The organism is Paracoccus cavernae (assembly GCF_042430175.1).
Taxonomy (GTDB): domain Bacteria; phylum Pseudomonadota; class Alphaproteobacteria; order Rhodobacterales; family Rhodobacteraceae; genus Paracoccus; species Paracoccus cavernae.
This window is the reverse complement of the sequence record NZ_JBHMDZ010000040.1, coordinates 18392-30697: the sequence shown is the minus strand read 5'-3', so window position 1 is coordinate 30697 and position 12306 is coordinate 18392. Positions and strand designations below refer to the sequence as shown.

10 protein-coding genes are annotated in these 12306 nt (G+C 64.2%); 4 read left to right on the top strand and 6 right to left on the bottom strand.

Annotation, left to right across the window (positions count from 1 at the left end; all coding sequences use genetic code 11):
* Nucleotides 1-231: 231 nt before the first annotated feature.
* Nucleotides 232-1137, top strand: coding sequence for a LysR family transcriptional regulator (locus ACFFUC_RS13420; RefSeq protein WP_377687004.1), 906 nt, complete (start codon nt 232-234; stop codon nt 1135-1137).
* A gap of 17 nt (nt 1138-1154) precedes the next feature.
* Here the strand turns inward: ACFFUC_RS13420 and ACFFUC_RS13415 are convergent, their stop codons facing one another.
* The 6 genes from ACFFUC_RS13415 to ACFFUC_RS13385 form a co-directional block, all read right to left on the bottom strand.
* Nucleotides 1155-2489: an LLM class flavin-dependent oxidoreductase gene (locus ACFFUC_RS13415; protein WP_377687001.1), complete on the bottom strand. Its 1335-nt coding sequence runs from the start codon at nt 2487-2489 to the stop codon at nt 1155-1157.
* Nucleotides 2490-2509: 20 nt separating this feature from the next.
* Entirely contained in the window at nt 2510-3493 is a 984-nt protein-coding gene (locus ACFFUC_RS13410) for an MsnO8 family LLM class oxidoreductase (protein WP_377686999.1), read from the bottom strand.
* An 81-nt stretch (nt 3494-3574) separates the two neighbouring features.
* Nucleotides 3575-4525, bottom strand: a complete 951-nt coding sequence (locus tag ACFFUC_RS13405) for an ABC transporter substrate-binding protein (protein WP_377686997.1) — start codon at nt 4523-4525, stop codon at nt 3575-3577.
* Between the two features lie 127 nt (nt 4526-4652).
* Entirely contained in the window at nt 4653-5579 is a 927-nt protein-coding gene (locus ACFFUC_RS13400; RefSeq protein ID WP_377686995.1) for an ABC transporter substrate-binding protein, read from the bottom strand.
* A 116-nt stretch (nt 5580-5695) separates the two neighbouring features.
* Nucleotides 5696-7495, bottom strand: a complete 1800-nt coding sequence (locus ACFFUC_RS20025; protein WP_446686707.1) for an amino acid ABC transporter permease/ATP-binding protein — start codon at nt 7493-7495, stop codon at nt 5696-5698.
* A complete protein-coding gene (locus tag ACFFUC_RS13385) occupies nt 7492-8103 on the bottom strand; it encodes a GNAT family N-acetyltransferase (RefSeq protein WP_377686993.1) in 612 nt (203 codons plus the stop codon). Before ACFFUC_RS13385 ends, ACFFUC_RS20025 begins: the two co-directional genes overlap by 4 nt.
* A 940-nt stretch (nt 8104-9043) precedes the next feature.
* On the opposite strand from ACFFUC_RS13385, the gene ACFFUC_RS13380 reads away from it, so the two are divergent.
* The 3 genes from ACFFUC_RS13380 (at nt 9044) to ACFFUC_RS13370 (ending at nt 12296) form a co-directional block, all read left to right on the top strand.
* Nucleotides 9044-10342, top strand: a complete 1299-nt coding sequence (locus tag ACFFUC_RS13380; protein ID WP_377686992.1) for a sulfite oxidase — start codon at nt 9044-9046, stop codon at nt 10340-10342.
* A 60-nt stretch (nt 10343-10402) separates the two neighbouring features.
* Entirely contained in the window at nt 10403-10819 is a 417-nt protein-coding gene (locus ACFFUC_RS13375; protein ID WP_377686990.1) for a cytochrome C-552, read from the top strand.
* Nucleotides 10820-11150: 331 nt separating this feature from the next.
* The gene (locus ACFFUC_RS13370) at nt 11151-12296 is read left to right on the top strand and encodes an OmpA family protein (protein ID WP_377686988.1); all 1146 of its coding nucleotides are present in this window, start codon (nt 11151-11153) and stop codon (nt 12294-12296) included.
* Nucleotides 12297-12306 lie beyond the last annotated feature (10 nt).

Sequence of the window (12306 nt, the reverse complement as noted above, 5' to 3'; positions counted from 1 at the left end):
GATAAAGTTTGCTCGCCGTATCGAAAGCCTGCTGCAACAGACGGTCGAGTTCCTTGGCGTCAACGTCGCTCATTCTCTTCTCCCCGAGATGGAAACAGAGCGGGAGGTTCCCCGCTTACCGTCATACTCAGGTCACAATTGACGCTACGGAATTGGTATGTGAGCAATTATTAATGCACATGACGCAACAAAAGAACGACACTCCTTACGACATGCCGAAAGGATGGGCAGATGCATGAGGCAGATGGGCTGGATCTGATCACGTCCTTTCTGGTCGTGGCCGAAGAGCTGAATTTCCGGCGCGCATCGGAGCGGCTGAATCTCGACCAATCGGCGCTGACCCGCCGCATCCAGAAGCTCGAACAGAACCTCGGCTTCCGGCTGTTCGAGCGCACCACGCGCGAGGTCGCCCTGACGCAGGCGGGGCGCTCCTTTTACGGCGACAATGCGCTTCTGATCTCGCGTTACGGCGAATCGATCGATGCGGCGCGGCGGATTGCCGAGGGCAAATCGGGTCATTTGCGGCTGGCCTATATGGCCTTTGCCGCGACCGAGCTGATGCCCTCGGCGGTGGCGCGGTTCCGCAGGCTTCATCCCCATATCGAAGTTTCGTTGAGCTATATCCGCACGCAGGGGCAAAAGCTTGCATTGGCCAATGACGAAATCGACGCGGGCTATATGATCGGCCCCTTCACCCATCCGGACTTCCAGACTTTGGCGCTGACGCAAGAGCGCCTTTATGTGGTCACACCGCGCAATCATGCGGTTTTGCGGCGCTCGGTCATCACGCCTGCGGATCTCGCCGATCTGCCCGTCATTCTCGGCGACATGAAGGAATGGGGCGAGTACCGGTGGCGGCTGGCCAATCTCTTTATCGAAGAGGGAATCGCGCTCAACGTCACGGTCGAGGCCTCGAATACGCTGGCGCTGATCGGGCTGGTCGCGGCCGGTCTCGGGGTTACGATCTATCCCGAAAGCCTGATCGGCTTCATCGGCCGCAGCGTCGAGGTGCGTCCGATCATCCACCCGAAGTTCAAATCGGAAACAGTTCTGGCCTGGCGGCGCAGCAATCAGGGCAAGCAATTGCGCGCCTTCATCGATGTGGCGCGCAACCTCGCCCCGAGCGCATCGGCTTGACCCTTGGGGTCAAGCGCTCAGCCGGTCTTCGTCCCGGGCAAGGGCTCGGCGCGGTAGCGGCTTTCCTTGAAGGGCAGGCCCAGATGATCGCGCAAGGTCGTGCCGGCCAATGTCCGGCTGTAGCGCCCGCGCGCCTCGAGTTCGGGGACAACATGGGTGATGAAATCCTCGAGCCCCTGCGCCGCAACCGCAAAGCCGAGGATGAAGCCGTCGACCACGCCGCCATCGATCCAGTCGATGATCTTCTCGGCAATCTCCGTCCCCGTGCCGGTCCATTCCGAGCGCGGCGTCGCGGCCAAAAGCGCAACCTCGCGCAGGCTCAGACCCTTCTCGCGGGCATTGGCCTTGAGGCGGTCGGTCGTCGAACGGAAACTGTTGCGGCCGATCTCGCCCAGCTCGGGGAAAGGCCCGTCGGGATCATATTGCGAGAAATCATGGTGATCGAAGAAGCGGCCGAGATAGGCCAAAGCATCCTCGAGCGTCAGCAGATTTCGGATGGCCGCGTATTTCGCCTCGGCCTCTTCGCGGGTTGCAGCGACGATCGGCGAGAAACCGGGAAAGGTTTTCAACGCATCGCGCGCGCGCCCGTGCGCCTGCGCCGCATCCTTGAGCCGCGCCGTCGCAGTGGCGGTTTCCTCGCGCGAGAGCGGGTTGAGGAAAACCCCGTCGGCATATTTTCCCGCCAGCCCGATCCCCGCATCCGAGGTACCCGCCTGGAAGATCACCGGCTGCCCCTGCGCCGAGCGCGGCGCATTGAGCGGTCCCGCCACCGAGAAATAGCGCCCCTTGAAATCGAGCGTATGGAGCTTTTCGGGATCGAAGAACTGCCCCGTTTCGCGATCGCGTAGAATGGCATCCCCGTCCCAGCTGTCCCAAAGCCCCTGCGTGACCTGAAGGTATTCATCCGCGATCTGGTACCGCTCGCCATGTTCGGGATGGGCGCGGGTATAGTTCAGCGCCGTGCCCTCGAGCGGGGTGGTCACGACATTCCACGCGGCCCGCCCGCCCGAGATCAGATCGAGCGATGCCAGTTGCCGCGCCACGGTGAACGGGTCGGAATAGGATGTCGAAATCGTCCCGGCGAGGCCGATCTTGCTGGTCCGGACCGCCAGCGCCGACAGAATGGTCATCGGCTCGAAGCGGTTGAGAAAATGCGGGATCGACTTTTCGTTGATGTAAAGCCCGTCCGCGACAAAGACGAAGGCGATGCCCGCCGCCTCGGCCTTGCGGGTCTGTTCGATGTAGAAATCGGTGTTCACGCTCGCATCGGCAGGCCCCGACGGATGTTTCCAACTGTGCATATGCCCGCCCGCGCCATGGAGCATCAGGCCGAATGTGATTGGTCGCGACATGGTTTTTCTCCGGTCAAAAGTCAGGCGGCGGCGCTGAGCGCCGGTCCCGCGATGAGATGCAGCGAGGCCAGCCGCGCCGAGGTTTCGGCGACGGGCTGGTCGATGACGAATTCGGCAATGCCGAAATCGCGGGCAAGCGCATCGAAGCCCGCATGGATATCCTCGGCGGTGCCGGCAAGGATGGTCGGGCGGCGCTCGGTCAGACTGTAGTCGAGCGGGCCGTATTGGGCGGCGTAATCCAGCGCGCTTTCCTTGGAGCCGAGATTCACGCTATGGCCGTCCTCGAAGGTCAGCCGCAGAAAACGTTGATCGCCCAAGCGCGCCTCGGCTTCGGCGCGGGTCGGCGCGGCAAAGGCCAGAACCGCGAGAACAGGCGCAACCGCGCCGCCCTCGCGCGCCAGAGACAAGGCCGCACGGGTCACCTCGGCATTGCCGTCGTGATGGCCCGCATGAACATAGCCCCAGCCGAGATCGCGGGCCTTGCGCGCCGTCGCCGCACTGCCGCCCAGCAGAAAAGCCTGCGGTGCTGTTTCGGGGCGCGGGATGATCGCGGCCCCCTCGTGCGGCCCCCGCAGCCATGCGGCAAGATCGTCGATGCGGCGGTCGAGATCGGCCAAAGCCTCTGGCCGGAGCTCTTTTTGCAGGGCCCGCGTCACCCGCGGCAGCCCGCCCGGCGAGCGTCCGACCCCGAGATCGACCCGCCCCGGCGCGAGGCTTGCCAGAACCGAGAAAAGCTCGGCGACCTTGTAGGCGCTGTAATGTTGCAAAAGGATGCCCGCGCTGCCGACCCTGATCCGTTTGGTTTGCGCCAGAATATGCGAAATCAGGATCTCGGGCGCGGCGCTGGCCAGACCGGGGATGGCGTGATGCTCGGCCAGCCAATAGCGGTGATAGCCGAGCTTATCGGCAAGCCGCGCGGCCTCAAGCGATATGCGCAAGGCCTCGGCCGCCGAGCGCCCCGCAGCCACGGGGGATTTATCCAGAAGGCTGAGGCGATAGCTCATGGGAATGCTCCGTACTGGGTCGGGGAATGGATGCCGGCAGGAAGCGCCGCAACGGGCGCCCCCTGTCGTGAAAGGCGAGGATCAGTTTTCGGGCAGCCCCGGCGGATTGACCTCCGAGGTCGCGAGCGCTTCGTCCCCGACCAGCCAGCGCGAGAGGGTGCGTCCGTAAGAGCCGTCGGCGATCAGGCCGTTCAGCGCGATCGCCACCGGCGCGGCCAGTCCGGAATCCTTGCGCAAGGTCGCCGCCACATCCGAGCGCTCGGGCCAGCCCGCCGACAGCGTCCCGACCTTTCGGAAGTCGCCGTCGCGCTTGGCAATCGCCACCAGTTGGGCATGGGGCTGGACCATGACGTCCACCCTGCCCGCACGCAGCGCCAGCAATTTGGCGCCTTCATCGTCGTAATAGACGAGCTCTGCCGGCTCATGCCCCGCGGCCGTAATGATCTCGTTCCATCGGCCGAGTATCCGCTCCTGATTGGTCCCGATCCCGACCACGATGGTCAGGCCCGCGATATCCTCGGGAACGGCGATCTTCTGCACCGGACTGTCCCGATGCACGAAGAAGCCGTGAAGGCCCTGCCGATAGGTCGCGAAATCGAATTTCTTCTTGCGCTCCTCGGTCACGCCGACATTCGACAGAACGACGTCGATCTTGCCCGATTGCAGCGCAAGCGGCCAATCGGCCCATGCAACCGGCACGATGACCGGCTCGAGCCCCAAAGCCTGCGCGATCAGCGCCCCGATATCGGGATCGGCGCCGACAATGGTCGTGGTATCCGACGCATAGGTCGACAAAGGCGGGCCACCCGGATTGGTGCCGATCGTCAGCTTTCCGGCAGTCACGAAAGGATAACCGGCAGGGATCGCGGCAATGGCCGCAGGGTTGGGGGCGGTCTTGGCCCGCGCGGCCTGATCGGGCGAGAGATCGAAACTCGGGCTCTCGGCCAAAGCGGCAAGCGGGCGCTGCAGCCAGAAGGCCGCCCCAAGGCCGATCGCCGCACGGCGGCTGAGGACAGGGTGCTTTTGGGTCATATCGGGTCTTTCTGGGATCGACCGCACCATGCGGCCAAGGGGATCGGACGTTGATCTGGGGAGCGGTCCGCAACATTCGGCACAAGGACGCCGGCAGGGCTGCGGGAACAGGGCTGCGGAGGCTCGTTTACTTCTCGGGAAGACCCGGCGGGTTGGTGCGCGATTGGCTGATCGCCTCGTCGCCGAGACCCCATTTGCCCAGCACCTCGGCATAGATGCCGCTGGCGATCTGCGCATTGAGCGCCGCCGTCACCGCATCGGCAAGGCCCGCGCCCTTTCTGGTCGCGACCGCGATTTCCGCCGTCAGCGGATAGCCCCCCGACAGCACCCCGACGAGCCGCGTCCGCCCGTCCTTGGCCGCCTTGAAGGCCGAGGTCGCATTCGGCCCGAGATAGAAATCGATCCGGCCCGACTCCAGCGCGAGATCCTGAACGACATCATCGTCGAAATAGGAAACCTCGGTCGGCGCCAGCCCCTCGGCCTTGTTTTCCTCGATCCAGCGCAAAAGGATCTCTTCCTGATTGGTGCCCGAGGAAACCGCGCCTTTCAGACCCGCGATCTGCTTGCGCTCGGTGATCTCGGTCACGGGGCTCGACCCTGCGACGTAAAAGCCCAGAAGGTCGTTGCGGTAGGTCGAGAAGTCGAACTTCTCCTTTCGCGCCTCTGTCACGGTGACATTATGGATCACCGCGTCATATTTCCCCGATTCCAGCCCCAAGGGCCAGTCGGCCCAGGCAACAGGTACAATCTCGAGTTCGAGCCCGAGGCTGTCGGCCACGATCTGCGCAAGATCCGGCTCTCCGCCGATTGCGGTACGGGTATCGGTGGCATAGACCGCAAAAGGCAGTCGGCCGGGCACAGAGGCCACCGTCAACTTGCCTGGATTGACCCAGTTGTATCCGGCAGGCAGCAGCGCGATCGCCGCTTCCACCTTTTCGGCGCGGATCCGGCCGGGCTGCTCCGGAGAGAGGTCGGTTTCCTCAAGGGCCAGCGCCGGCAGGGGCAAAAGCGCCGCGAGGGTGAAGGCCAGAAGGCTGCGTCTGGTGGTGGTCATGATGATGTCCTTGAACTGGGGATGTCGGGGCTCCGGAGACGCCTGTCCCGACCCGCTCCCAAACGGGGCCGGAGCGGTGGCGGCGAAGGCGTCGGAAGCTTCGGTTTCGGAAAGGCCTAAAGCACGCGGGCGAGGAAATCGGCGGTGCGGCGATGCTGCGGCCGGTTGAGGATCTGTTCTGGAGCGCCGCTCTCGATCACGCGGCCCTGCTCCATGAAGATGATGCGGTCGGCAACTTCGCGGGCAAAGCCGATCTCGTGGGTGACGATCACGAGCGTGATGCCGGAGCGGGCAAGCTCTCCGATCACGCCCAGCACCTCGCCCACCAGTTCGGGGTCAAGCGCCGAGGTCGGCTCGTCGAACAGCAAAACCTTGGGCTTGAGGGCGAGCGTGCGCACTATCGCCACCCGCTGCTGCTGGCCGCCCGACAATTGGCGCGGATAGGCATCGGCCTTGTCGGCCAGCCCGACACGGGCCAGAAGCTCGCGCCCCAGAACCTCCGCTTGCGCCTTGCCGAGACCGCGCACCTTGACCGGCGCTTCGGTGATGTTTTCGAGCACGGTCAAATGCGGGAAAAGGTTGAAGTTCTGGAAAACCATGCCGACTTCAATCCGGCGCTTGAGGATCTCGCGCTCGTCCAGCTCGAAAAGCGTATCGCCCTCGCGGTGATAGCCGATCAGCGTGCCGTCGATCTCGATCGTGCCCTCGTCTACGCGTTCGAGATGGTTGATCGTGCGCAGAAGCGTCGACTTTCCCGAGCCGGAAGGGCCGATGATCGCCGTGACCGAGCCCGACGGGAAGGTCAGATCGACATCCGAAAGCACCCGCAGATTGCCGAAGCTTTTCGCGACATCGCGGATCTCGATCCGCCCGCCGCGCGGCAGGCGCGTGGTCCAGTCGTCTCCGTCCTGCGCACCGTCAAGACGCGCCGCGCTTTGTGACCCGAGTTGCGAGACGGGTGCGCGTTGCGGCTGCGGCGCCGGCTCGAGCGCAACCAGCCCGAGGCGGGCAAAGATCACGCGGAAGGCATTGGGCGGCAGGCTGCGCAAGGCACCTCGGGCATAGTGACGCTCGATATGGTACTGGATGACCGACAGAACCGAGAGGATGACCAGATACCAGACGGTCGCGACCATCAGGAGTGGGATCACCTCCAGATTGCGGCGGTAAATGATCTGGATCGTATAGAACAGCTCGGGCAAGGCGAGGACATAAACCATCGAGGTTCCCTTGGCCAAGCCGATGATTTCGTTGAAGGCCGTCGGTACGATCGAACGCATGGCCTGCGGCAGGACGATCCGGCGTGCTTGCACGGCTTTGGGCAGGCCGAGGGCCGCGGCGGCCTCGTGCTGGCCTTGGTCGACCGAAAGGATGCCGCCGCGGATGACCTCGGCCGAAAAGGCACCGAGATTGAGCGTCAGCCCCAGAACCGCGGCCAGAAAAGGCGTCATCAGTTGCGTGGTCGACCAGCTGGCAAAGGTGATTCCGGTGAATGGCACACCAATCGCAACAGTTTCATAGAGATAGCCGAGATTATTGAGAATGAGCAGCAGCACGATCAGCGGCAGCGAGCGGAAGAGCCAGATGAACCCCCAAGACAAAGCCGCGAGCAACGGCGACGAGGAAACCCGCGCCAAGGCCAAAAGCGTGCCAAGCCCGAAGCCGAAAACCGCACCGAGCGCCGTCAGCAACAACGTGCGCCCCAGCCCCGCAAGCACCGGCGCGGAAAGGAACCATTCGGCAAAGACCGGCCAGCCCCAGCGGGGATTGCCCAGAACCGATTGCAGGATCAGTGCCATAGCGAGAATGGCCGCAAATGTCGCGATGGTGCGGGCCCGACGGCGCACCGGCACGACCCGCAAGCGGCGCGCGGGCGGCGCGGCGATGATGGCGGGAGTGATATCGGTCAGACTCATCGCACACCTGCCAATGTGTGGTTGCGTGACGCGTCCGCCTTATAGGCTGCGGCGGCAAGCGCGGCCTCGGCCAGCGAGGCGGCAGGCTTGCGCAGGGGCGCGCTGCCCGCGCGGCCCTCTTCACGGCCGATATGCTTCTCGAAGGGCAACGTCGCATAGAGTTCGGCCGGAACGGCTGGATCGAACAGCGGCCGGTAGCCGAGGTTGCGATAAAGCCCGCTGGCCTCGGGCTGGCGAAAGCCGGTGGTGAGAAAAACCCGCGTATAGCCTTGCAGGACGGCGGCTTTCTCCAGCTCGTCCACGACGCGCCGCGCCAGACCCTGCCGCCGCAAGTCGCTGCGGGTCCAGACCCGCTTCAGCTCGGCGGTGCTCTCGTCGTAGCGCATGAAAGCGCCGCCCGCGATGGTTTCCCCCGCGCGCTCGATCAGAAAGAAATAGCCGCCCCGCTCGGGCGCGAAGGCCTCGGGGGGATAGCGGTAAAGCTCGGCCCGCGCGCCGTCCTTGCTGAAAAGCTGGCCGTAGCGGCTATCATATTCGCGGATGAGATCCTTGATCAGCACGTCGGCTTTGGGATTGTCAGGCGTTGTCGGAAAAACGAGATCGGTCATGGCGGGTGAAATCCTTGTGGAGGCATCGGCGACATGGATCGGGCGGCAGGCATCATGCGCCTGCATGCGCCTGCCGCGCCATGTCTGGCCGGATGCATCGAGTGAATGAAAGTTGTTGCCGGACGGGCGTTGCGCGGCGCGTGAGGCCGGATTTCGGCTCCGGCCTATACGGTCAGGCGCGGCAGCAGCGCATCATCGCGTCTGTCTTGATCCGGTCGTCGCGCCCCCTGCGCAGGCAGGGCTGTGCGGAATGTCTCTGCATCGGCCAAACTCCTTGTGGATCCGTCCCCGAGCCCAATCACGACTCGGCTTTTGATATTTACAGCATAGAGATTTGGCGGCTTTCGTAAATGAAACAGACTGGTCGTTTTTTAGCCTGAAGCGAAGAAAACCTCGCGCAGGCGACGCGAGGAAAAGAAAAATTCCGGCGCGCGGGTCCGTCGGGCCCTCGGCACGGGGTTCAACCGGCAAACGGCATGCAGGAGGCTTCCAACCCGCACTGATCCGGCCGCGCGCCGTGGCCGAGGGCGAGGACACTCAGAAACGCCCGCTCCGCATCGCTTTGCCCTGCCCCCTTCGATCAACCACCGTCGCGGATCGCCCTGCTGATTAAGCGCCGGAGCAAGGCTTTTCCTTCTGCTCCTCCGCGATGATCCGCGCCCCGAAAGAGCGGTGTTTTTCCTGTTTGAACCATCCCGCTCCGCCCCCGCTTGACGTCTGGGGCACGCGAGCTAGAGCATTCAAATCACTAACGAAATATCCGGTCGGACATATCGAAAATAGGCGAAATCCCGCCGCTGCCGACAGATGTCGAAATTCTCCGCCGACGCACGTTGCCTTCACCGGCATTTTCATGGACTGCATCCCTGCCAGCACAATCGGGGATGAGGCCGCGTGTTTGCGCATGGCTCCCCCAGAGCAAGCAAGAGGAGAAAATCCCGTGTCGGATTACACAGACAACGCCCGTTCCAACCATGAATCGCCGGAAGGTTCCGAGACCCGGACCTCCGCCGGTCGCCGCAACTTTCTCAAGACCTCCGGCCTGACCGCGCTGGGTGCCATGCTCGGCATGACCATCCCCTTCGAGCGCAACCTGCCCGCAGGCCTGATCCCCGTCGCTTTGGCGCAGGATACCGGCGCGAATTTCCTCGCCGACAAATCGGGCCTGACCCTGCTCGGCGACCGTCCGGTCAATGCCGAGACGCCCGCGCATCTGCTCGATGACGACATCACCCCCTACAAGCACCTCTTCGTGCGCATGAACGGCCTCGTGCCGCAGACTGCGCTGGATCAGGATGCCGAGGGCTGGACGCTGACCATCGACGGCGAAGTCGACACGCCGCTGACCCTGACCATCGAAGATCTGAAATCGCAATTCGAGACCGTGACCAGCCGTCTGGTGATCGAATGCGGCGGCAACGGGCGCTCGTTCTTCCAGCCGGGCACCTCGGGCAACCAGTGGACGATGGGCGCGATCGGCTGTCCGGAATGGACCGGCGTGCGTCTGGCCGATGTGCTGAAAAAGGCAGGCGTGAAAAGCACCGCCGTCTATACCGGCCATTACGGCAACGACGTCCACCTCTCGGGCGATCCGGAGAAAGTCGTGATCTCGCGTGGCGTGCCGATCGCCAAGGCGCTGGAAGAGGATGCGATCATCGCATGGGCCATGAACGGCGAGCCCCTGCCCGCGCTTCACGGCTTCCCGCTGCGCCTGATCGTTCCGGGCTATCCGGCCTCGGTCTCGCAGAAATACCTCAACCGCATCTGGATCCGCGACAAGGAACATGACGGCGCGAAAATGACCGGCGACTCCTATCGCATTCCGGCCTATCCGGTTGCGCCGGGCACCGAGGTTCCGGCCGAGGATATGGTGATCCTGACCGAAATGCCGATCAAATCGGTCGTGACCTTCCCCGAAACCGGCACCAAGGTCAAAGCGGGCGAGACCACGGAAGTGCGCGGTCAGGCATGGTGCGGCAAGGGCGATGTCGCTGCCGTCCATATCTCGACCGATTTCGGCCAGACCTGGCAGGAAGCACGTCTTGATCCCGCGCCGAACCGCTTCTCCTGGCAGCGCTGGCGCGCGGATGTCACCCTGCCGCAGCACGGCTATTACGAGATCTGGGCGCGTGCGACCGATCAGGACGGCATCAGCCAGCCGCCGCTCTCGCCGGTCTGGAACCCGCGCGGATATGCCAACAACATCCAGCACCGTATCGCGCTGGTCGCGGAAGCCTGAGGCCCCGCCGGCCCGCAACATGAGCGGGCCGGAGCCTGTAACCACATGATGGGAGTTCTCATGCCCCGTATCGTATCGACGGCGATCCTTGGAATCTCGGCGCTGCTCTTGGGCGCGGGTTTGGCTTTTGCCGAAGCCAACCTCGACCCGATGGAGGCGCTGCGCGCGCGTCCGGCGGGAAGCAACCCGCTTGACCCGATGACCGCGCTCAGCGCTTCGGCGTCATCCGCCAAAGAGGCCGAGGCCGGCAATGCCGATTTCGAAGGCCTGCCCGACGGTCCCGGCGCCGAAGAGACCTATTACCAGTGCGTCGCCTGCCATTCGACCGAGATCATCAAGCAACAGCGCGTCACCGACCTGCGCTGGGACGAGCTTTGGGACTGGATGGCCAAGTCGCAAGGCATGGTCGAGCCGGACGAGGAAACCAAAGCGGTCATCCTCGCCTATCTCAAGCAGCATTTCTCGTCCGAGAGATGACGCCCTGAACCAAACGGAAGAGCCGGACGGACGGATCGTCCGGCCCTTTCATTTTCCGGATGCAGCCCCGTGAGCCGAGCGCCGCAAAATTCGGGGCGCACGCATGGCAGCCGCGCTTTGCGCAACGGCTCTTTCGGGCATCCCGAAACGGCTTGATGCCGAACCCTGCCGCGCGGCTTTCCGCCCCCCGCGGCGCAACTGTCACCGCACTGTTAAGTCTTTGCGATCTGATCGGATCTTGGCGGCACCCAGCGTTTGCCTCCGTTTACTCCGCATCATTTGTATGTTTCACCTGTACAAGTTTCGCCACTCATCCGCCAAGGGCTTCGTCATGAGTACCATCCGTCCCGCCTCCCTCAGCCGCCGCGCCGGCCTGCTGCGCACAGGCGCGCTTCCCCTGCTGCTTCTGGCCGCAAGCAGCGCCCATGCTCAGGAAGGCGTGCCTGAGATCCCCGCCATTCCAGCGATCATCGTGCCCGATTTCATCGGCGTCGAAGCCTCCCAGCAGGAGTTCGAGGTGGCGCTCGGGGATCGTCTGGCCGAGATCGACGGGATCCGCATCACGCCCGCGCGCTGTGACGCCGATGCGGTTCTGGTGCCAGGTCTGGGCACGTTCTTGCAAGACGGGACCGGCACGGTCGCCGATCTGGGCGAGAGCGGCACCTATATCGTCGACGGCGCGGGCGCGGGCGTGGTCGATGCGGACGGCACGCGCCTTATCGTCGAGGCGGACGGCTCGGGCGTCATCGACCGCGAGGGCTTCGACGGCGGAGAAGGCGTGCAGGTGACGGTCGAGGCCGATGGCTCTGGCACCTACAGCACGCCCTTCGAGCAGATCACGCTGGATGGTCGCGGCGGCGGCACATGGACCTCCGAGCGCACGGGTCAGGTCTCGATCGAGACCGACGGCAGTGGCGTCTGGAACGGACCCTTGGGCGAGATCACCAACGAAGGTGACGGCAGCGGGACATGGAATGGTGCGCACCAGATCATCAACGAGGGCAATGGTCAGGGCCTCGTGGACGGCAAGCCCGTCGCGATGGCGCCCCTGCCGCCTGTCCCGCCCGCCGGAAAATTCCCGCTGCTGAACAAGCTGCGCGCGCCCGCGCCGAGCTGCGGCTATCTCGTCACGCTCGAGGACCGCATCCTTTTCGACTTCGACAAATCCGACCTGCGCCCCGATGCGGCCGCGACCGTCAATGCTTTGGCCGAGGCCTTTGTCGAGGTCGGACCCGCCCGCCTCGAGGTGCGCGGCCATACCGACAGCAAAGGCAGCGACGATTACAATCAGGCCCTGTCCGAGCGCCGCGCCCGCACCGTTGCAGGTGCCTTGCAGGAGCGCGAGGTCGCAAGCGCGATCGAGGCCGCGGGTTTTGGCGAAAGCCAGCCGGTCGCTGCCAACGAGATCGGCGGAGACGACAATCCGGTCGGCCGCCAGCTCAACCGCCGCGTGGAAATCTACGTCCCGTCGCATTGAGCGGGTGAAC

Coding starts and splice junctions, on each gene's coding strand:
- ACFFUC_RS13420 (WP_377687004.1), top strand. CDS start 232: ATGCATGAGGCAGATGGGCTGGATCTGATCACGTCCTTTCTGGTCGTG.
- ACFFUC_RS13415 (WP_377687001.1), bottom strand. CDS start 2,489: ATGTCGCGACCAATCACATTCGGCCTGATGCTCCATGGCGCGGGCGGG.
- ACFFUC_RS13410 (WP_377686999.1), bottom strand. CDS start 3,493: ATGAGCTATCGCCTCAGCCTTCTGGATAAATCCCCCGTGGCTGCGGGG.
- ACFFUC_RS13405 (WP_377686997.1), bottom strand. CDS start 4,525: ATGACCCAAAAGCACCCTGTCCTCAGCCGCCGTGCGGCGATCGGCCTT.
- ACFFUC_RS13400 (WP_377686995.1), bottom strand. CDS start 5,579: ATGACCACCACCAGACGCAGCCTTCTGGCCTTCACCCTCGCGGCGCTT.
- ACFFUC_RS20025 (WP_446686707.1), bottom strand. CDS start 7,495: ATGAGTCTGACCGATATCACTCCCGCCATCATCGCCGCGCCGCCCGCG.
- ACFFUC_RS13385 (WP_377686993.1), bottom strand. CDS start 8,103: ATGACCGATCTCGTTTTTCCGACAACGCCTGACAATCCCAAAGCCGAC.
- ACFFUC_RS13375 (WP_377686990.1), top strand. CDS start 10,403: ATGCCCCGTATCGTATCGACGGCGATCCTTGGAATCTCGGCGCTGCTC.
- ACFFUC_RS13370 (WP_377686988.1), top strand. CDS start 11,151: ATGAGTACCATCCGTCCCGCCTCCCTCAGCCGCCGCGCCGGCCTGCTG.